This is a genomic window from Pseudomonas shirazensis (genome assembly GCF_050496565.1).
Classification (GTDB): Bacteria; Pseudomonadota; Gammaproteobacteria; order Pseudomonadales; family Pseudomonadaceae; genus Aquipseudomonas; species Aquipseudomonas shirazensis_A.
On the sequence record NZ_JBNWAE010000003.1, the window covers coordinates 97,755 to 114,027 of the forward strand.

A 16,273-nucleotide genomic window follows, 5' to 3' on the forward strand; every position below is an offset into this window, starting at 1 on the left:
ATCGCCACTCGCGCCAACGAGTGGTTTGTATCTAATCGTCTTGAAGGAGACGAAACAATGTCGCACCCGAAAAATACCACCGCGCCATCACTGGCGCAACCCACCCTCACCACCGAACTAAGCTTTTTTGAGACGCCAATCGATAACACCGCCTTGCACATGCTCAAGGTGCAGGCCGGCATCAATACGCAAGACGCGCTTGATGCAGCGCGAACGCTGACTTCAGGTTTGGCGCAAATTTGCGAGCACGTCCACGAATCCGTTAACAACGGCGACCTTGTTTTGTGCGACTCGCTCAAGGCGCTGCAGTTCCTGAGCGAAACGGCTTCAGCGCTCATTTGGAGCGTGCAGCGCGGGATCAAAACTCAAGGCGGGGTGACTTCCCATGAGTAGTGCTCCCAGCTTTCTCGACCTGCTGGTTCGAGTGGATCAAGAGTATCCATCGGAATTTACGCCAGGCGCTCACCTCTCTGATGATCAATCGCAGCAGCTTGAGCGCATCAGCACTGCTGCGTCTCAGAGTGTCATCACGCTCACTTCGGGTATCGCTGCGATTGGAGAGATGCTGGCCTGGGTGGGCACCTCAGAGGAAGTCAGTGGGGACGCATTGGCTAGCCTCGGCTGGCTGTTGAATCACCTGGGTGAAACTTCCTGCCGGCTGCATGACGAGGCTCGAAACGCTGAGTACAAGCTGCGTGTCCTGCCTCGATACGCGCCACAGAAGCCTGCTGCTGCAAAACGTGGCGCGGGAGGTGCGGTATGAGCCTGGTCACTATCCATAACACCCAGGTATCTATCGTTCAGTACCGCAGCCAGCGCGTAGTCACGCTGGCGATGATTGATCAGGTGCACGAGCGGCCCGAGGGTACTGCGCGCCGGAACTTCAACGAGCATCGAGAGCGGTTTGACCTGGGACGCCACTTCTTCGAAGTGACTGCGGACGAAATTCGTACGCAGTCGATCGAGCAGGCATTCGCACCAAGGACTTCGAAAGGCGTCCTGGTGACAGAGCGTGGCTACCTCATGCTGGTGAAGGCCTTCACCGACGACTTGGCATGGGAGGTCCAGGAGCAGCTGGTGGAGCGTTACTTCCGGCCCGCTCATTTGTCAACGGCCTCGCTACCCACCGACTACATCACGGCCTTGGAGCACCTATTGGCCTCGAAGCGTTCCGAGCAACTGGCGCTTGAGCAGCGTGACCACGCTGTCGCCACGAAGGCCGAGATCGGCACCCGTCGCGAAGCAACGGCCATGGCCACTGCGTCAGCTGCTGTCCGCAAGTTCATGCACCTCGAGAGCGAACTGGGTCGTGGTTGCCAGCACGCCACCGTGACTGCGGTGGAGAAGGCCGCCCACCGGCTCTTCGGCAGCCAGGGTTTTCGCCCGCTCAAGAACTGGTGCGATAGCCACGGGGTGTCTGCCCCGAAAGTCCAAGACCGTCGGTTCGGATGGGTTCGTTCCTGGCCCGCTGCCGCCTGGGCAGCTGTCTACCAAATTGACCTGGCCGATCTGTTCGGCACTGCTGGAGAACACCAATGACCCTAATCAAACTCAAGGTCGCAGAGAAGCTCGCCAAGATCGCACGGAAGCCTGACCACTCGCCGAAGGCCATGTTGATTCTGACTCAGCGAATGGTGCGCATCAGCCTGGCCAGGCTGACTGGAATCCAAACCGAACGCCGAGTATTTAGGCGAGAAGCGGCAGCGCTGCTGGGTTATCCGCACACCCAGCGGCAGTACGACCAGCTCTTGGAGAAATCCCGCACTCACCGCGCCGATGATATCCGCGACATTAAGCAGGGCCTGATCGGGATGGGTTACCACCTGATCAAGGATACCGACAACAGCTACGACGCCATTGGATTCGACAGCTTGTGCGACCTGCTAAGCATCAACCCGGTACACCGCCCGGCCATTCCTAGCGACGAGCGGGGGCTGGCAGGTCTGATCTACGTCGCCAGGCTTGAAAACAGCGCCAGCCCGCAGTCTGACGACTGGGGTAAGGGCGGGCCGCTGTTCGAGGCCTGCTTCATGGCCATGATGCATTGGATCAAGACGGCGCCTGAATGCGACCTCCCGGATCTGTTCGGCCCCAACTCGCCGTTTGCTGGTGCTGAAATCGTTCCAGTCAAGGCAGGGGTAACACTCCAATGACCCCGACCCCAAACCCCGTCCAGGCGCTCCAGCAGCGCGCTGGCGCATCGATCATCAGTGGACCCTGGCCAACCTACAGCCAGTTCAAGGGCTTTCCAGAGCGCGAGCGCTGGACGATCTACGAACTGGCCAAGGCTGGTCGGCGAGCGATGGAGGAGAAGGGCTTCGAGATGAGCGAGCCCTACGACGCCTTCGTGCGTCGCATCACACAGGAGTTGCAGCTGTGAGCACCATCCTGATGACTGCCTGCTGGCCGCTCACGATGAGCGCGGCCCAGAAGTCGGTCCTGATCTCCCTGGCCGACAATGCCAACGACGATGGTGTCTGCTGGCCGTCGATTGCCAGGATTTGCGAGCGCACTTGCCTGAAGGAGCGGGCTGTGCGCAATGCGATTCGTTGGTTGGAAAGTGTCAGTTTGCTGGTGGCAAAAGAGCGGGCTGGGAGGTCGACCTACTACGTCGTAACCCCGGCATCTTATGCCCCCGGCATTAAATGCCCCCCGGCACCAAATGCCGGACACCCCGGCACGACGTGCCCCACCCCCCGGCACCAGATGCCGGACACCCCGGCACCAGATGCCCCCAGAACCGTAATAGAACCCAAAGGTGAACCATCAAGGAACCGTAAAAGGGGAAATGACGGTTTCACGGTTGAGCAAATGCTTGAACAGGCACCTGTCGATCTGACAGAGCAAACCGCCCGAGACTACTTCCAGTTCCGGAAGAAGAAAGGGCCGCTGAATACCACTATCTGGAACACCGTGCTGAACGAACTGGACAAGTGCCGGAGTGCAGGTATCGACTCAGACAAAGCGTTGGCGGAAGCCATGACTGCAGGTTGGCAAGGATTCAAGACGGAATGGCTTGTGAATAGGCTCAAGCCCAATACCCCAAGCGGCTCAGCCGGCACAACTCACAGCGCAGTACTGCAAGTGCCTGCCCACCGCCAGGAGATGTACCCTGATGACTTCATCTAAATTCAGCCCTGCACCGCATGTGATCGGCGCCGGTACTGTCGAATGCCCGGTGCCCGGCCATGGGCAGTACAAGGAAACGCGGGTTGAGCAGTTTGACGGCGGGTGGGTGACAACTGACTGCCCAAGTTGCCGCTGGCAGGCGCTTAACCTGCAGTGTGAGACCGCTGTTAGGGACAAGGCCTTTGCTGCCCAACAAGCCGAGGAGTTGAACCGTGACCTGTTCGCCACCGGCATCACGCCGCGCTTCAGGGGCTGCTCGTTCGGTAACTTCGCCACCAATGACGACCCAGCCAAGGCGCGCGCGCTGTCGATCTGCCGTCGCTACGCCGAGGAATTCGAAGAGCATTACCGAGCTGGCCGCGCGCTGATGCTGCTGGGCGAGGTCGGCAACGGCAAGACGCATTTGGCCTGCGCAATCCTGCAGCACGTTGTGCGTGTCGATGGCTCAACCGGGCTGATCGTCACTGCCGAGGCGATCATGCAGGCGGTCACCGACAGTTTTCGCAGCAATGCTGGGCCGTCGAAGTCAGACCTGCTGGCCGAGCTGGCAGCCGTTGACCTGCTGGTGATCGACGAAGTGGGTATGCACACGCCCCGGGCTGGGAAGGACTTCATGCCCAGCCTGCTCCACGAAGTGATCGACCGGCGCTATCAGCTTGTGCGCCCTACGATCCTTGTCAGCAACCAGGACCGCGAACAGCTGCCAGCCTACATCGGGCCGCGGGCAATGGACCGCCTGCGCGAGAACGGTGGCCTGCTGGCGCCATTCACCTGGGCCTCTGCCCGAGTTGGGGGTGGCGTATGAACCACGACTACCAAGCGCCTGACGCCGAAAGCCGACTCCACAGCTCAGAGGCAGAGTTCGCCCTGATCGGCGCGATGATTCATCAGCCGGCACTGATCGACGATGCCAAGGTCGAGATCAGCGATTTCTATCTGGCGGATTGTGCCGAGCTGTTTGAACTGCTCCTAGCCATGCGCCAGAAAGGCCGAGAAATCGACGTGGTAACGCTTTCGGATGCCCGGCCGGCACTGGCCGACGGTCGAGGCACGCTCGCCGTTGCAGCGCATATCGCGCACAACACGCCCAGCGCCGCGAATTTCACCGAGTACGCTCGGATTGTGAAGCAGCGCTCCGTTGCCCGCCGTGTCATCGCGGCTGCGCACATCATGACCGAACGCCTCAAAGACGGTGATTCGCTGGACGAGGTGCTGGCGCAGGGGCAACAGGCCTGGGTCTCGCTCGAGGCAGAAGGCCTGGATGCCCGCCGCCGGTACCGGTTCGTGCGCGACATCCTGCCGGAGGCGATCGATGGCGTTGACCGTCGATTCAACCGCCAGGTGGTGCTGGGCTTCGACACCGGCCTGCCATCACTCGACAAGTTCATCCCGGCGCTGTGCCCAGGGCACATGGTGGTCATTGCTGGCGCGCCTGGCAGCGGCAAGACAACCCTCGGCCTGGGCATTGCCGAGCGTGTTGCCCTCACTGCCAAGTCCACCTCGTTGGTGTTCAGCATGGAGATGAGCGATGTCGAGCTGACCAACCGGTCTCTCGCTTCCATCGGCAGCGTGCAACTCAAGCACATCACCGAAGGGCACTCCATGACCGACAACGACTGGCCAGGCCTGACAGCCGCAGTCAGTCGCCTCAATGAGGCGCCGCTGATCTTCTGCGATGACGGCTCCCTGACCATGCGCGACATTCGCCAGATCTGCAGGACGGTGAAGCGCGAGCACGGCCTTGGGTCCGTGACCGTCGATTACATCGGCCTGATCAACGGCGAGAACAAGTCTTCCAGCCGGTACGAGCAGGTCACCGACATCAGCAAGTCGCTCAAACGCCTGGCCAAAGAGCTCGGCGTTCCGGTGCTGGTACTGGCGCAGTTGAACCGCGGCCCTACCCAGCGAGCCAACAAACGGCCCACCAAGAGCGACCTGCGCGACTCTGGCCAGATCGAGGCCGATGCCGACGTCGTGCTGCTGGTGCATCGCGACGGGGAGTCAGAGGAGGGCAAAGCAGGGGTCACCGAGCTGATTGTCGACAAGAACCGCCACGGGGAGACCGGCTTCTGCCGTGTCCAGCACCAGGGCGCCTACCACCGATTCGCCGAACTGGTCGGTTACCAGCCAAGCAACGAAGACATTGAAATGGGCCGGCCGTACGCCAAGCGTCATCGCCCACAAGGGAGCGCATCATGAAACTTTCTGACCTGTGGCCACGCGCTGGCGCTGGCAAACCTGCAGTTGTCTCTGTGACCGTCAGCAAGCGCGCTGGCGCCGACCAGCCTGCAGCCACTGGCAATCCCCCTGCGCCCAGCGAAGGACCACGCGGGCCGATCGTGATGCCAGCCACCCTGGCTGAATCCGAGGCGCTGGAGGAGACCTTGTGCCGCGACGCTATCCGGCTGGAGTGCCAGATCGGCCAGGCCAAAGCGAAGGCGAAGGCGGAAGGGTCTTACGCCGACCCGAGCTGGTACCACCGCGCAAAGGCGGCGCTCAAGCACATCAACCGCGATCGCCAGCGGCTCATGGTGCACATGCGGGCGCTGCGGGCCGAAGCGCGCCGCGACTGCCCAGCTTGGCAAGCGCGCGACAAGGCGGTCCTGCGCGAGCTCAGCGCCCGGGTGCCGAAGGAGGTGTTCGACGATTGCGTGCGGGTTGTGGATGACGAGTTGGAGATGATCCGATGAGCAACGTTACTGCGGCACTGCCGCGCAAGAGCATGAGCGACTTGGAGCGCCGCTTCCTGAAAATTGCCGGCGCAGAACTGGCCGAGGTGAAAGTGGGTGGCCCAACTGCACTTGCCTACCTGTTGGACATGGTCGCCAGTTGGCACGGCAACCGTGCCCAGATCGGCTTCCACGACTTCGGCCAGCGCTGGCTGATCGAAGGCAACGCCAAGAACAAACCTGCCGATCGGTTGCTGCGCGACCTGTTCGGCTTGAGTGATCCAGATCCGAGGAAAGCAGCGTGAAGAAACGAACCTATGTCGACAAAGCTCTGGGCGATACCGAGTATCTGCTCGAGCAGTGGGGCTGGTGGCGGATGTGCGAGATGGGCGTGCCACGTTACGTCTCGCCGCTCTACGCACTCATGCGCGACAACATCCCCAGCGAGGGAGGTGTCCGGCAGCACGTGATCACGGACGACCTGGCGCTGGTTGTCGACGGCGCCGTGGCCAGGCTGACGAAGCGCAATCAGCAGATGGGCGACTTCGTTTGGGCGTACTACGGATCGAAGCATCCTGCTATGCGCGTCGGGAGGGAGGCGGGCATGTCGGAGCGCAAAGCGCGGGAGATCATCAAGGCCGGCGTGGCTTGGATCGATTGCGCACTGGAGGAAATTCGAGAAGCTGCGTAAAAAACTGTATGCGGGCGGATAAACCCCTGTTTTCATAGCAGCGTGTCCAGCTTGCAACGGCACGACAGCATCGAGAAACCCCGGCCAATTGACCGGGGTTTTTTGCTATTTGCCCTTTAAGACTTCTTCATTGAAGTAGGCCATAGCGTCATGCACGCGCTCGTTGAACTCGATCTGAACCAAGTCATCGTTCCTGAATTTAAATCGATAGAACGTCAGGCCTCCCTGGAAGCGGATTTTGGTGTCCCGAGGGATCGACGCAAGCCAGTCGGCCATTTCACCTGCAGTTGTGCTGCTTCCATCGTCTTTCATGGTGTTTCCTTGATAGTGGAGCAAGGCATTTTGCCATTATTTTATGCGGATGACCTGCCCAGGCATCTGGGCTAAGTCGGCAGTGCCGTCGATCAAAGCCGTGCGATCCCTGATCGGCTACGCGATGAGAGTCTGGGGTATGTGATCCTGCGATCCAGACCACCGTGTCGGGAATGCACCGGCCTTCTGCATCCATTCCGAGGCTCTCCACTGCATCGGGCTTCTTCCCTCCTTTCATTTGTGGAACTATCTCTCTTTTATCTGAGGGAACAGTCGTGATTGATCAAAATACGCAAAGGCAAATATCGGATTTGATCCGCCATATCACAGATCAAGTCGATCGCCATTTCGGTGATCCTGCAGTAGTAGAGCCATTTGTTCGGTCGTTTGATCGCGGCGACGAGAGGTTGGAGCACTCGCGACTCGTAGGAAGGGGTGTGGAGATTGGTCTTCGCGCGGATCTCGCTCCCTTGGTTGTGAGCGTTGAGGTTGACGAGAACGGTTATCTCTTCAAGATTGAGCGTCAGTAGTTTGTGTCCGCGCTCGATCGGTAGCATGCACTGCAACTCATACAGCCTCGGCACATGCCGGGGCTTTTTCGTTTCTGGAGCATCACCTATGGCCGAACCAAGTACCGGCGCCCTGGCAGTGACCGGCGTACTTGCCAGCGTCAGCCTCGGTGCTGCATTTCCCCAGCTGGACCTCGCCGCTTTGGTCGGCGCGTTCGGCGGGGCTTTCTTCTACGTCGTGTTCGCCAAGGACATGAGCACCTGGCGGCGGATCGGCTACCTGCTCACCGGTTGGATCGGCGGCTACTTCGGTGCTGCTGAACTGATGGGCAGGGCCTGGACCCAGACCGCTGGCTTCAGCGCCTTCGTATGCGGCGTGCTCTGCGTCGTCACATTCTCTGGCCTGCTGGAGTGGATGCAGACCGGCCGCATGCCGACATGGCTGCAGTGGGTCTTCCGCCTGCGAGCCAGGAAGGAGGGTTGAATGGTTGCTGTCATCCAGGCCGCGCTGTGCGCCGTCATCTTCGTGATGATCGGGCTGCGCTACCGGCCATACCCAGATGCTCGGTACAAGCTGAGCGTATCGCTGATGGCGTGGGCAGCCTGCGCTGTCACTGGAATGCAGTGCGTCAGCCTGATCGGCCGCATGGTGCTGCATGATGATTTCGCGGATGCGTCCTGGTTCAACACTGCGTTCTACCTGCTGGCAGCCATTCTGGTGTGCCGGGCAAAGGGGAACGTGGCCAAGATCCTGCGCGTGGACTGATCCGCGCCACAAAATCAATGAGTGCCATTTCGTGGCGCGAGGTGACCGTATGGCCCGCATAACAGCAACTATCACATGCCGGCATCGCTGGTGGTTGAAGTACTACCTGGCTGGCGTCCTGGTCATGTCGCACATCACGGGTCGCAAACCGAACTTGGCTCGCGTCACCCGCTGGATCGAGCGCGGCATCGTGGTCGAGGTTCGCTGATGGCCAACACCTCGCCATGGCGTCACCTCTACAACACCAAGCGTTGGTATCAGCTGCGCTGGCACCAGCTGCAGGCTGAGCCCCTGTGTCGCCGCTGTGCTTCTCAGGGGCGAACAGTCGAGGCACGGATCGCTGACCACGTCACACCGCATCGCGGTAATGAGTCGTTGTTCTTCGACGCTGGCAACTTGCAGAGCCTCTGCAAGCTTTGCCACGACAGCGCCAAGCAGCGTCAGGAGAAGACCGGCGTTGTGGTTGGCTGTGATGTGAACGGCCTGCCTATTGATCCCAACCACCACTGGAACCGTCAGCGGCGCGGCAAATGAGATCTAATCGTGATTGAGGCGCACCCGAAGGCGTGTGGCACGTCACCGCCCCTAGGGGAGGGGCAAAAAGTATTCATTCTCGTCTAGCAAGACCGCCCTCGACCCTCTTTACGCAAAAAGCCAGAATTGGAGACTTTTTTTTGAAGGGCAGAACGCCAGTCCCCTCGGCCCAGAAAAAGGTCACCGGCACCTCGCGCCCGGCTCGGGAAAACAACCGCGAACCCCAGCTCGCGGTTGCCGGCTATCAGCCTCCACCCTCGCATATGACTGTCGAGGGGCAGGCGGTATGGAAAGTGTTTTGCCCACTCGCAGCTTCGATGGGCGTGCTCGCCGAAGCTGACCTTCAAACCCTCGAGCGGCTGTGCGAGGTGGCGGCCGAAGTCCGTCGGTTGACCAAGGTCATCTCCGAAGAGGGGCATACCTACGCAACCGAGGCCGGCCTGATCAAGGCGCACCCCGCTGTCGCCATGGCCGCGGACGCTGACCGCCGCCTGCTTTCCTATCTCACCCACTTCGGCATGACACCAGCCGCCCGTTCCAAGGTCCAGGCCATTGGCGAACCCCCGAGCAAAGACCCCGAAGACGAGTTCTTCAGCTGAGGTCAAGAAGGTTGCCTATGCCGTCGATCCAGTGACTGCCTGGGCTCAAGAGGTCCACTCTGGAAAAGTGCTGGCCGGGCCAGACATTCGAAACGCTTGCGGCCGACACCTGCGCGACCTGGTAGACGGGCCGAAGCGTGGGCTTACTTGGGATCTGGAGAAAGCCAACCGGGCGATCCGGTACTTCAAAACGGTGCTCAAGCTGAACGGCGGCGAGCACGAGGGGAGGCCGTTTGTCCTGCTGCCCTGGCAGGCGTTCATTGTCGGGTCGATTTTCGGCTGGATGGCTTCCGATGGCTTCCGACGATTCCGGACCGTCTACATCGAGTCTGGCAAAGGGTCTGGTAAGTCACCGCTTGCGGGCGGTATCGGACTGTACTGCCTGACCTCTGATGGCGAACCCCGGGCCGAGGTGTACGCTGCGGCAACGAAACGCGACCAGGCCATGATCCTGTTTCGCGACGCGGTGGCGATGGTCGATCAATCGCCAGCGCTCACGAAGAAGATCAAGAAATCCGGCCGCGATGAGAAGGTCTGGAACCTTGCCTATCTGGCTACCGGCTCATTCTTCCGGCCGATCAGCTCCGACGATGGCCAGTCTGGCCCGCGTCCGCATTGTGCCCTCATCGATGAGGTGCACGAGCACAAGAACAACAAGACCGTCGAGTTCATGCGGGCCGGCACGAAAGGCCGTCGGCAAGCCCTGATCCTGATGATCACCAACAGCGGTCACGATCGCACGTCGGTCTGCTACAGCTACCACCAGCTAGGCGTGAATGTCTGCGCGGCCGGTGCGAAAGGGGTTACTAAGCGGCACCGGCATTTCAACGACGGCTTCTTCGCTTTCATCTGCTCGCTGGATAAGGGCGACGATCCCTTTAAGGATGAGAAGTGCTGGGGCAAGGCAAACCCTTCGCTTGGGCACACGTTCCAGCCGAAGTACCTGCGAGAGCAGGTGACCGATGCCAAAGGGATGCCGGCCAAGGCCAGCACGGTCAGGCGTCTGAATTTCTGTCAGTGGGTGGATGCAGCGAACCCGTGGGTCGAGATCGATACCTGGTTGTCCTGCTGCGCCAAGTTCGATCCCGACAAGCTTGCGGGCCAGACCTGCTATGGCGGCCTGGACTTGTCCGGCAAGCGTGACCTCACAGCCCTGAACCTCTATTTCCCCGAAGAGGGAAAGGCGATTACCGAGTTCTGGACGCCGAAGGACACGCTGCTGGATCGAGCTGCGATTGACGGGGTGCCATACGAGGTCTGGCTGCAGGACGGTCACATCCACGCACCTCCCGGCAAGGCGATTAATTACGCCTTCGTGGCCAAGCGCCTGGGCGAACTGGCGGCCAAGTACGACATTAAGTCACTGGCCTTCGACCCCTACCACATGACTTACCTTGAGGCCGAGCTTGAGGCGCAGGGCATCGAATTGAATCTGGTGCCACACGGTCAAGGCTTCCGGCCCGCGCGGGATTCGAATCTGTGGATGACCCACTCCATCGACTTGCTGGAGGACCTAATCCTCACCGGCAAGATCCAGGTACTGGATAACCCATGTCTCACATGGAACGTCGCTTCAGCTGTGATGGAGGCTGACGCCCAGGAGAACAGGATTTTCTCCAAGCGCAAGAAGACCGGCCGCATCGACGGGGCGGTCGCAATGGCGATGGCTGTTGGCGCTGCCAATCAGGCAGAGACGAAGCCCGAGAAGAGCCTTTCGGACCACATAACCAAACACGGAATCAGAACCCTATGACCCCTGAACAAGAGGCTCCTCGTGATGACGAGGGGTCGGCCATCGCTCGCCTGCGCGAAAGCCTGCCGGATGTGGTCGGCCTGGTCGGCTTCGGGCTGCTCGCCCGCGGCCTGTGGGTGGGCTTCGGAGAGGCTGTGTCGCTGGCAGTGTGCGGTGTGATTCTCATGGCGCTCTCGGCCTACGCAATCATTCGAGGGGGTAGCTGATGCTTCGAGCACTCCTTGGAAGAAAGAGCAACCCGCTGGCAATTGATACGCCGGAGAAGCTGGCCCAGGCGCTTGGCACCGGCTATGAGACAGGCGCCGGGCAGAGAGTCACAACCACCAGCGCGCTGCAGCAACTGGTGGTGTTCAACTGCGTCCGCGTGCTGGCCGAGTCGATAGGTATGCTGCCCTGCCGGCTGATGAAACAGACCGATAAGGTGCGTTTGCCGGCGACAGGTCACCGGCTGTATCCACTGCTGACCATGGCGCCAAACGGCTACATGACCGCCCAGGAGTTCTGGGAGATGCTAGTGGCATGCCTGTGCTTGCGCGGCAACTTCTACGCCTACAAGGTCGAGGCTCTCGGCAATGTCGTTGAGCTTCTGCCCCTCAATCCGGACATCGTTCAGCCGAAGCTCAACGACGACTGGACGGTTGAGTACAAAGTCAACTTCAAGACTGGGCCGAAGACACTCACACAAAAAGAGATCTGGCACGTCCGGCTGTTCACGCTGGATGGCCTGAACGGCTTGAACCCGATCGCCTATGCCCGGCAGACGCTTGGCCTTGGCCAGGCGATGGATGCGCACGCAGGGAAGCTCTTCACGAACGGCGCGGTAACCAGTGGCGTGCTGCGAACCGAGCAGACTCTCACCGACGAGGCGTTCGCCAGGCTGAAGGAAGAGTTCCAGGGTGAGCACATGGGGGCCGCCAACGCCTACAAGCCCATGATTCTGGAGATGGGGCTGGACTGGAAACCGATCAGTCTGAATGCCCAGGACGCACAGTTCATTGAGTCCAAGCGCATGACGGAGGCGCAGCTGTGCGGCCTCTTCCGCGTTCCGCCGCACCTGGTGGCGAACATGGAAAAGATGACGCTCAACAACGTTGAGCAGATGGGCATGAACTTCGTGAACTACTCCCTGGTGCCGATCATCACGCGCATTGAACACCGGATCCAGGTCGGCCTGCTCAACGAGAAGGACCGACTTACCCACTACGCCAAGTTCAATGCCGGCGCCCTCATGCGCGGCGACCTGAAAGGGCGATACGACGCCTACGCCAAGGGTATCCAGTGGAGCATCTTGAGCGCCAACGAGTGCCGAGACCTTGAGGACATGAACCCCCGAGAGGGCGGCGACGTTTATCTGACCCCATTAAACATGACCACTAAACCAGAGGCTGCCGACGATGCAGACAAAACAGCGCCTTGACCGCCCCTTGACCATCAAGTCGGTCAGCGAAACTGGCGAGTTCGAAGGCTATGGCTCGGTCTTCGGCGTCGAGGACAGCTACGGCGATGTGGTGGTCCGTGGAGCCTTCGAGGCCAGTCTGGCCAAGTGGAAGGAGAAGGGCCGGCTTCCGGCAATGCTCTGGCAGCACAACATGAGCGAGCCCATCGGCATCTACACAGAGATGCGTGAGGACGATGTCGGACTGTTCTTTCGGGGGCGCCTGCTCATCGAGGACGACCCGCTTGCGAAGCGCGCCCACGCGCACATGAAGGCCGGCAGCCTGACCGGTACCTCCATCGGCTACATGCTCGATGACTACGAATACGACAAGGAGAAGGGCGTCTGGATCCTGAAGGCTATCGACCTTTGGGAGCTGTCCCTGGTCACCTTCCCGGCCAACGACGAGGCCAGGATCACTGACGTGAAATCCCTGCTGGCCCGCGGCGAAACCCCGCCGCCCAGCAAAGTGGAGCGGGCCCTGCGAGAGGTAGGGTTTTCCGGCTCCCAAGCCAAGGCCTTCATGGCTAAAGGCTACGGCGCAGTTTCACCGCGAGAGGCGGGTGCCGAAGATGCACTTCAATCCCTGAAATCCCTTTTGGACAAAATGTAAGGAGCCTCTCATGGCTGTGGAAAAGAAAGACATCGAAGACGTTGCCGAGGCTCTTGGCGCGAAGTTCGAAGAATTCAAGAAGAGCAACGACAAGCGTATTGACGGGCTGGAGGCCGAGAAGGGCAAGCTCTCGGGCCAGGTCGACACACTGAACGAGAAGCTTGGCGAACTCGACGAGCTCAAGTCGGCGCTGGAAAAGGAGCTGGCTGACCTGAAGCGCCCAGACGGTTCCGGCACCAAGGCCGCAAGCGAGCACAAGACCGCCTTCATGAAGTTCGTGCGCAAGGGGGTCGACACTGGCCTGGGCGACCTGCAGGCCAAGGCGCTTCAGATCGGCAACGACGCCGACGGTGGCTACGCGGTCCCCGAAGAGATGGACCGCAGCATCATTGAACTGCTGAAGGACACCTCGCCGATGCGCCAGGTGTGCAACCAGATCACGGTCGGCTCGCCGGATTACAAGCGGCTGGTCAGCCTCGGCGGCGCCGGCTCGGGCTGGGTCGGCGAAACTGATCCACGTCCCGCGACCGGCACGCCTACCTTGGGTCAGATCTCTGCCTTCATGGGCGAGATCTACGCCAACCCGCAAGCCACGCAGACCAGCCTCGATGACATTTTCTTCGACGCTGAAGGCTGGCTTGACGGCGAGGTCGCCCGCGAATTTTCGGAGCGAGAAGGGAGCGCGTTCACCAGCGGCAATGGTACCAACAAGCCGAAGGGGTATCTGGCTTACGAGCTGACCACCGAGACTGACAAGGTGCGGGCGTTCGGCAAGTTGCAGAGGCTGATCTCCGGCGTGGCGGGCGGCCTGACAGCCGACAACCTGATCGACCTCGTCCATGCGCTGAAGGCCGGCTACCGCGCTAACGCTCGCTTCATGATGGGGAACCTCACCGTCGCCTACGTTCGCAAGCTGAAGGACGAGCGCGGCGATTACATCTGGCAGCCAGGTCTGGCGCTGGGCCAGCCGGCCACGCTGCTCAGCTACGGCATCACGGAGAACGAGGACATGCCCGACCGTGCTGCGGATGCGAATGCAGTGTCTTTCGGCGACTTCAAGCGCGGCTACACCATCGTCGACCGCATCGGTACCCGGGTTCTGCGCGACCCCTACACCAACAAGCCCAACGTGGGCTTCTACACCACCAAGCGCGTCGGCGGCATGCTCGTCGACTCCCAGGCGATCAAGGTTCTGACCCTGAGCGCTGCCTGATCGAGCTGGCGCCTTCGGGCGCCCGCTCCCGGAGGATTTATGCCATTGATTTCCGTGGAAACGGCCTTCCCCTTCGCCGTGGATGGCAACGAGGTGGTTCTGGTGCAGGTCGGCGAGCAGGAGGTTTCTGAGCGCTGCGCGCTGGTGGCGGTTGAGCACCTGGGCGTGGCTACCTATCTCGACGATTCCGGCCCCACCGAAGACGACCCTCTCAAGATGAAAGTGCCAGAGCTGAAGGAATGGCTCACCGCCAAGGGTATTGACTTCGATCCGGCCGCGCTCAAGCCCGCTCTTCAGGCGCTGGTGCCGAAAAATGATTGATCTCATCACCGTGAAGTCGCATCTGCGGGTTGATGGTGATGAGGAGGATGCGTTGATCAAGGGCTACACGGACGCCGCGCTCAGCACCTTTGAGCTGTGGACCAACCGCAAGCTGATTCTTGAAGGCGATCCTTTGCCTGATCCGGTAGGGAATGCGTTGACCATCAGCAAAGCGATCCGGCAAGGGGCGCTGCTGCTGATCGGGCACTGGTATGCAAGCCGTGAAGCTGTAGTCACCGGCACGATCGCTACGGAACTACCCCTGGCGACGAATGCTCTGTGGCGCCCGCATCGCTGGGTGAATGTATGAGGGCCGGCCCCATGAACAAGCGATGCACTCTGATGCAGCCGGAGGCAGTTGATCGGCAAGGCGGTGGACGCTCTGTAACCTGGTTGGAGTTGGGCAAGGTCTGGGCCGAAATCTCTTTGCCCACAGGTCGAACGGCACCAGTAGCAGACAGGCTCGAGGTCGACATCACAGCCGAGATCAAGATCCGCTACAGGCGCGATGTAGTTGCTGGTATGCGTTTGGTCAGCCCTATTGGAACCTATCTGGTCGGCGCGGCATTGCCTGATAGAGATCCTGCGATGCTCCGTCTGCTGTGCTCGAGCGTCACCAATCCCTAGAGGTTATCAAAATGAAAGTACGTGCCTTGGCCAATATCTCTGGCCCCATGGGCCGCAAGGTTGCGGGCGACGATTTTGTCGTCAGCGCCGTTGAAGCCCAGTCGTTGATCGAGCGCAACCTGGTGGAGGCCGTCAAGGTTGAAGCTTCGCCGCCCAACACCGAGAAGCCCGCCAAGGTTAAAGCGGCTGCCGAGGAATAAGTCATGGCGCCGCGCAGATCGAGGATGTCCGGCGACTTCAAGCTGAGGAAAACGCTGCGTAACATTCATAGCCAGCTCGACAATGAATTGAAGCCTGCGATGCAGGAAGCCGCGGACAGGCTCCTGGCCACGATGAAGGAAATGGTGCCAAAAGACAGCGGTGAAGGCGCGGCTGCTTTGACAGCTTTTGTTTCGAAGAGCGGCCTGGACGCTGAGGTTGGTCTGCGCGGCAAGAAAGCCAACAAGCGGTACTACTACCTTCGCTTCATTGAGTACGGCACCAAGGGCTACGACCAAGGTGAACGTTCCGGCGGGCGTAAAAAGCGCGCCACCAATAAATCGGACGGGGCTCACTTCTTCGGCAAGTACCCAAAGATCGTGGCTCGTCCGGCACACCCATGGCTTCGCCCCGCATACGACGTGAACAAGGAGTTCATCCTGGCGAGTATTAATCATGCGGTCAGCAATACGCTCAAGCGGGCGGCGGAGGGTTTAGGCAATGGCTGATCCATCCTTCGCCTTGCAGGTAGCGCTTTTCGACAGGCTTACGGACGAGGTCGTTTCGTGCAAAACCTACGACCACGTTCCTATGAACACGCCGTACCCCTACGTCACCATCGGGTCAGAGATCTCCAATAACGACGATACTCTAGCCGGCCGCCGCGAGATTCGCCTGGTGTACCTCACGGTGTGGTCAGACTTCGAAGGGCAAGAGGAGGTCAAGCGGATCATGGGCGAGATCGATGCGGCCCTGCATGAGCGGAAGCTGCCGCTTACCACTGGCCGGGTCGTTTCCATTCGCGTCACCCGCAAACAGGCAACCCCCGAGCCTGACTGCATCACCTATCAAGGCTCGGTCACGCTCCGCATCATCACCCAACACTAAACCGCTGAACCATCGC

29 protein-coding genes are annotated in these 16,273 nt (G+C 60.4%); 27 read left to right on the forward strand and 2 right to left on the reverse strand.

Annotated elements, in window-relative coordinates:
• Positions 1-57: 57 nt before the first annotated feature.
• The 11 genes from ACQZ2L_RS06290 to ACQZ2L_RS06340 are packed head-to-tail and all read left to right on the forward strand — an operon-like array spanning position 58 to position 6,489.
• Positions 58-393: a hypothetical protein gene (locus ACQZ2L_RS06290; RefSeq protein WP_430325245.1), complete on the forward strand. Its 336-nt coding sequence runs from the start codon at positions 58-60 to the stop codon at positions 391-393.
• On the forward strand, positions 386-763 hold the full coding sequence (locus ACQZ2L_RS06295) for a hypothetical protein (protein ID WP_430325246.1): 378 nt from the start codon (positions 386-388) through the stop codon (positions 761-763). The genes ACQZ2L_RS06290 and ACQZ2L_RS06295 overlap by 8 nt, the downstream gene beginning before the upstream one ends.
• A complete protein-coding gene (locus tag ACQZ2L_RS06300; protein WP_430325247.1) occupies positions 760-1,539 on the forward strand; it encodes an ORF6N domain-containing protein in 780 nt (259 codons plus the stop codon). Before ACQZ2L_RS06295 ends, ACQZ2L_RS06300 begins: the two co-directional genes overlap by 4 nt.
• Entirely contained in the window at positions 1,536-2,153 is a 618-nt protein-coding gene (locus ACQZ2L_RS06305; protein WP_430325248.1) for a hypothetical protein, read from the forward strand. The genes ACQZ2L_RS06300 and ACQZ2L_RS06305 overlap by 4 nt, the downstream gene beginning before the upstream one ends.
• Positions 2,150-2,380 (forward strand): hypothetical protein, encoded by a 231-nt coding sequence (locus tag ACQZ2L_RS06310; protein ID WP_430325249.1) that lies wholly within the window; start codon positions 2,150-2,152, stop codon positions 2,378-2,380. Before ACQZ2L_RS06305 ends, ACQZ2L_RS06310 begins: the two co-directional genes overlap by 4 nt.
• Positions 2,377-3,129: a helix-turn-helix domain-containing protein gene (locus ACQZ2L_RS06315; protein WP_430325250.1), complete on the forward strand. Its 753-nt coding sequence runs from the start codon at positions 2,377-2,379 to the stop codon at positions 3,127-3,129. The genes ACQZ2L_RS06310 and ACQZ2L_RS06315 overlap by 4 nt, the downstream gene beginning before the upstream one ends.
• Positions 3,116-3,934 (forward strand): ATP-binding protein, encoded by an 819-nt coding sequence (locus tag ACQZ2L_RS06320; protein ID WP_430325251.1) that lies wholly within the window; start codon positions 3,116-3,118, stop codon positions 3,932-3,934. The genes ACQZ2L_RS06315 and ACQZ2L_RS06320 overlap by 14 nt, the downstream gene beginning before the upstream one ends.
• A complete protein-coding gene (locus tag ACQZ2L_RS06325; protein ID WP_430325252.1) occupies positions 3,931-5,328 on the forward strand; it encodes a replicative DNA helicase in 1,398 nt (465 codons plus the stop codon). Before ACQZ2L_RS06320 ends, ACQZ2L_RS06325 begins: the two co-directional genes overlap by 4 nt.
• Positions 5,325-5,819: a hypothetical protein gene (locus tag ACQZ2L_RS06330; RefSeq protein ID WP_430325253.1), complete on the forward strand. Its 495-nt coding sequence runs from the start codon at positions 5,325-5,327 to the stop codon at positions 5,817-5,819. The genes ACQZ2L_RS06325 and ACQZ2L_RS06330 overlap by 4 nt, the downstream gene beginning before the upstream one ends.
• Complete coding sequence (locus tag ACQZ2L_RS06335; RefSeq protein WP_103436407.1) at positions 5,816-6,103, forward strand: hypothetical protein; 288 nt, start codon at positions 5,816-5,818, stop codon at positions 6,101-6,103. The genes ACQZ2L_RS06330 and ACQZ2L_RS06335 overlap by 4 nt, the downstream gene beginning before the upstream one ends.
• Positions 6,100-6,489, forward strand: a complete 390-nt coding sequence (locus ACQZ2L_RS06340; protein WP_430325254.1) for an antiterminator Q family protein — start codon at positions 6,100-6,102, stop codon at positions 6,487-6,489. Before ACQZ2L_RS06335 ends, ACQZ2L_RS06340 begins: the two co-directional genes overlap by 4 nt.
• Positions 6,490-6,594: 105 nt before the next feature.
• On the opposite strand, the gene ACQZ2L_RS06345 is transcribed toward ACQZ2L_RS06340, so the two are convergent.
• Positions 6,595-6,801, reverse strand: coding sequence for a hypothetical protein (locus ACQZ2L_RS06345; protein WP_430325255.1), 207 nt, complete (start codon positions 6,799-6,801; stop codon positions 6,595-6,597).
• 257 nt (positions 6,802-7,058) lie between these two features.
• Positions 7,059-7,358, reverse strand: a complete 300-nt coding sequence (locus ACQZ2L_RS06350) for a hypothetical protein (RefSeq protein WP_430325256.1) — start codon at positions 7,356-7,358, stop codon at positions 7,059-7,061.
• Positions 7,359-7,419: 61 nt separating this feature from the next.
• Between ACQZ2L_RS06350 and ACQZ2L_RS06355 the strand changes: the two genes are divergently transcribed.
• The 16 genes from ACQZ2L_RS06355 to ACQZ2L_RS06430 all read left to right on the forward strand — a co-directional run bounded on the left by ACQZ2L_RS06355 (position 7,420) and on the right by ACQZ2L_RS06430 (position 16,257).
• Positions 7,420-7,794: a putative holin gene (locus ACQZ2L_RS06355; protein ID WP_273911416.1), complete on the forward strand. Its 375-nt coding sequence runs from the start codon at positions 7,420-7,422 to the stop codon at positions 7,792-7,794.
• On the forward strand, positions 7,795-8,076 hold the full coding sequence (locus ACQZ2L_RS06360) for a phage holin family protein (protein WP_430325257.1): 282 nt from the start codon (positions 7,795-7,797) through the stop codon (positions 8,074-8,076). It abuts the gene before it with no gap.
• 49 nt (positions 8,077-8,125) lie between these two features.
• Positions 8,126-8,284: a hypothetical protein gene (locus ACQZ2L_RS06365; RefSeq protein ID WP_430325258.1), complete on the forward strand. Its 159-nt coding sequence runs from the start codon at positions 8,126-8,128 to the stop codon at positions 8,282-8,284.
• A complete protein-coding gene (locus ACQZ2L_RS06370; RefSeq protein WP_430325259.1) occupies positions 8,284-8,610 on the forward strand; it encodes an HNH endonuclease in 327 nt (108 codons plus the stop codon). The genes ACQZ2L_RS06365 and ACQZ2L_RS06370 overlap by 1 nt, the downstream gene beginning before the upstream one ends.
• A gap of 293 nt (positions 8,611-8,903) precedes the next feature.
• On the forward strand, positions 8,904-9,209 hold the full coding sequence (locus ACQZ2L_RS06375; RefSeq protein WP_430325260.1) for a phage terminase small subunit P27 family: 306 nt from the start codon (positions 8,904-8,906) through the stop codon (positions 9,207-9,209).
• A complete protein-coding gene (locus tag ACQZ2L_RS06380) occupies positions 9,163-10,962 on the forward strand; it encodes a terminase large subunit (protein WP_430325261.1) in 1,800 nt (599 codons plus the stop codon). The genes ACQZ2L_RS06375 and ACQZ2L_RS06380 overlap by 47 nt, the downstream gene beginning before the upstream one ends.
• A complete protein-coding gene (locus ACQZ2L_RS06385) occupies positions 10,959-11,168 on the forward strand; it encodes a hypothetical protein (RefSeq protein ID WP_430325262.1) in 210 nt (69 codons plus the stop codon). The genes ACQZ2L_RS06380 and ACQZ2L_RS06385 overlap by 4 nt, the downstream gene beginning before the upstream one ends.
• Positions 11,168-12,379: a phage portal protein gene (locus ACQZ2L_RS06390; protein WP_430325263.1), complete on the forward strand. Its 1,212-nt coding sequence runs from the start codon at positions 11,168-11,170 to the stop codon at positions 12,377-12,379. Before ACQZ2L_RS06385 ends, ACQZ2L_RS06390 begins: the two co-directional genes overlap by 1 nt.
• Positions 12,380-12,386: 7 nt before the next feature.
• Positions 12,387-13,010, forward strand: a complete 624-nt coding sequence (locus ACQZ2L_RS06395; protein ID WP_430325264.1) for an HK97 family phage prohead protease — start codon at positions 12,387-12,389, stop codon at positions 13,008-13,010.
• A gap of 10 nt (positions 13,011-13,020) precedes the next feature.
• Positions 13,021-14,223 (forward strand): phage major capsid protein, encoded by a 1,203-nt coding sequence (locus ACQZ2L_RS06400; RefSeq protein ID WP_430325265.1) that lies wholly within the window; start codon positions 13,021-13,023, stop codon positions 14,221-14,223.
• A 39-nt stretch (positions 14,224-14,262) separates the two neighbouring features.
• Positions 14,263-14,544 (forward strand): HeH/LEM domain-containing protein, encoded by a 282-nt coding sequence (locus ACQZ2L_RS06405; RefSeq protein WP_430325266.1) that lies wholly within the window; start codon positions 14,263-14,265, stop codon positions 14,542-14,544.
• Positions 14,537-14,854: a head-tail connector protein gene (locus tag ACQZ2L_RS06410; protein ID WP_430325267.1), complete on the forward strand. Its 318-nt coding sequence runs from the start codon at positions 14,537-14,539 to the stop codon at positions 14,852-14,854. Before ACQZ2L_RS06405 ends, ACQZ2L_RS06410 begins: the two co-directional genes overlap by 8 nt.
• Before the next feature lie 11 nt (positions 14,855-14,865).
• On the forward strand, positions 14,866-15,171 hold the full coding sequence (locus ACQZ2L_RS06415) for a phage head closure protein (protein ID WP_430325268.1): 306 nt from the start codon (positions 14,866-14,868) through the stop codon (positions 15,169-15,171).
• Between the two features lie 11 nt (positions 15,172-15,182).
• Entirely contained in the window at positions 15,183-15,371 is a 189-nt protein-coding gene (locus ACQZ2L_RS06420) for a hypothetical protein (protein ID WP_430325269.1), read from the forward strand.
• Between the two features lie 3 nt (positions 15,372-15,374).
• A complete protein-coding gene (locus ACQZ2L_RS06425; RefSeq protein ID WP_430325270.1) occupies positions 15,375-15,878 on the forward strand; it encodes an HK97-gp10 family putative phage morphogenesis protein in 504 nt (167 codons plus the stop codon).
• Positions 15,871-16,257 carry a DUF3168 domain-containing protein gene (locus tag ACQZ2L_RS06430; protein ID WP_430325271.1) on the forward strand — a complete coding sequence of 129 codons (387 nt, stop codon included), beginning with the start codon at positions 15,871-15,873 and terminating at the stop codon, positions 16,255-16,257. The genes ACQZ2L_RS06425 and ACQZ2L_RS06430 overlap by 8 nt, the downstream gene beginning before the upstream one ends.
• Positions 16,258-16,273: the final 16 nt, after the last annotated feature.

What these genes read in the sequence shown, in the direction of transcription:
- ACQZ2L_RS06390 (WP_430325263.1), top strand. Translation starts at nt 11,168, where the DNA reads ATGCTTCGAGCACTCCTTGGAAGAAAGAGCAACCCGCTGGCAATTGAT.
- ACQZ2L_RS06330 (WP_430325253.1), top strand. Translation starts at nt 5,325, where the DNA reads ATGAAACTTTCTGACCTGTGGCCACGCGCTGGCGCTGGCAAACCTGCA.
- ACQZ2L_RS06430 (WP_430325271.1), top strand. Translation starts at nt 15,871, where the DNA reads ATGGCTGATCCATCCTTCGCCTTGCAGGTAGCGCTTTTCGACAGGCTT.
- ACQZ2L_RS06295 (WP_430325246.1), top strand. Translation starts at nt 386, where the DNA reads ATGAGTAGTGCTCCCAGCTTTCTCGACCTGCTGGTTCGAGTGGATCAA.
- ACQZ2L_RS06370 (WP_430325259.1), top strand. Translation starts at nt 8,284, where the DNA reads ATGGCCAACACCTCGCCATGGCGTCACCTCTACAACACCAAGCGTTGG.
- ACQZ2L_RS06325 (WP_430325252.1), top strand. Translation starts at nt 3,931, where the DNA reads ATGAACCACGACTACCAAGCGCCTGACGCCGAAAGCCGACTCCACAGC.
- ACQZ2L_RS06400 (WP_430325265.1), top strand. Translation starts at nt 13,021, where the DNA reads ATGGCTGTGGAAAAGAAAGACATCGAAGACGTTGCCGAGGCTCTTGGC.
- ACQZ2L_RS06305 (WP_430325248.1), top strand. Translation starts at nt 1,536, where the DNA reads ATGACCCTAATCAAACTCAAGGTCGCAGAGAAGCTCGCCAAGATCGCA.
- ACQZ2L_RS06415 (WP_430325268.1), top strand. Translation starts at nt 14,866, where the DNA reads ATGAACAAGCGATGCACTCTGATGCAGCCGGAGGCAGTTGATCGGCAA.
- ACQZ2L_RS06405 (WP_430325266.1), top strand. Translation starts at nt 14,263, where the DNA reads ATGCCATTGATTTCCGTGGAAACGGCCTTCCCCTTCGCCGTGGATGGC.
- ACQZ2L_RS06360 (WP_430325257.1), top strand. Translation starts at nt 7,795, where the DNA reads ATGGTTGCTGTCATCCAGGCCGCGCTGTGCGCCGTCATCTTCGTGATG.
- ACQZ2L_RS06365 (WP_430325258.1), top strand. Translation starts at nt 8,126, where the DNA reads ATGGCCCGCATAACAGCAACTATCACATGCCGGCATCGCTGGTGGTTG.
- ACQZ2L_RS06290 (WP_430325245.1), top strand. Translation starts at nt 58, where the DNA reads ATGTCGCACCCGAAAAATACCACCGCGCCATCACTGGCGCAACCCACC.
- ACQZ2L_RS06410 (WP_430325267.1), top strand. Translation starts at nt 14,537, where the DNA reads ATGATTGATCTCATCACCGTGAAGTCGCATCTGCGGGTTGATGGTGAT.
- ACQZ2L_RS06355 (WP_273911416.1), top strand. Translation starts at nt 7,420, where the DNA reads ATGGCCGAACCAAGTACCGGCGCCCTGGCAGTGACCGGCGTACTTGCC.
- ACQZ2L_RS06350 (WP_430325256.1), bottom strand. Translation starts at nt 7,358, where the DNA reads ATGCTACCGATCGAGCGCGGACACAAACTACTGACGCTCAATCTTGAA.
- ACQZ2L_RS06320 (WP_430325251.1), top strand. Translation starts at nt 3,116, where the DNA reads ATGACTTCATCTAAATTCAGCCCTGCACCGCATGTGATCGGCGCCGGT.
- ACQZ2L_RS06420 (WP_430325269.1), top strand. Translation starts at nt 15,183, where the DNA reads ATGAAAGTACGTGCCTTGGCCAATATCTCTGGCCCCATGGGCCGCAAG.
- ACQZ2L_RS06385 (WP_430325262.1), top strand. Translation starts at nt 10,959, where the DNA reads ATGACCCCTGAACAAGAGGCTCCTCGTGATGACGAGGGGTCGGCCATC.
- ACQZ2L_RS06425 (WP_430325270.1), top strand. Translation starts at nt 15,375, where the DNA reads ATGGCGCCGCGCAGATCGAGGATGTCCGGCGACTTCAAGCTGAGGAAA.
- ACQZ2L_RS06335 (WP_103436407.1), top strand. Translation starts at nt 5,816, where the DNA reads ATGAGCAACGTTACTGCGGCACTGCCGCGCAAGAGCATGAGCGACTTG.
- ACQZ2L_RS06345 (WP_430325255.1), bottom strand. Translation starts at nt 6,801, where the DNA reads ATGAAAGACGATGGAAGCAGCACAACTGCAGGTGAAATGGCCGACTGG.
- ACQZ2L_RS06310 (WP_430325249.1), top strand. Translation starts at nt 2,150, where the DNA reads ATGACCCCGACCCCAAACCCCGTCCAGGCGCTCCAGCAGCGCGCTGGC.
- ACQZ2L_RS06300 (WP_430325247.1), top strand. Translation starts at nt 760, where the DNA reads ATGAGCCTGGTCACTATCCATAACACCCAGGTATCTATCGTTCAGTAC.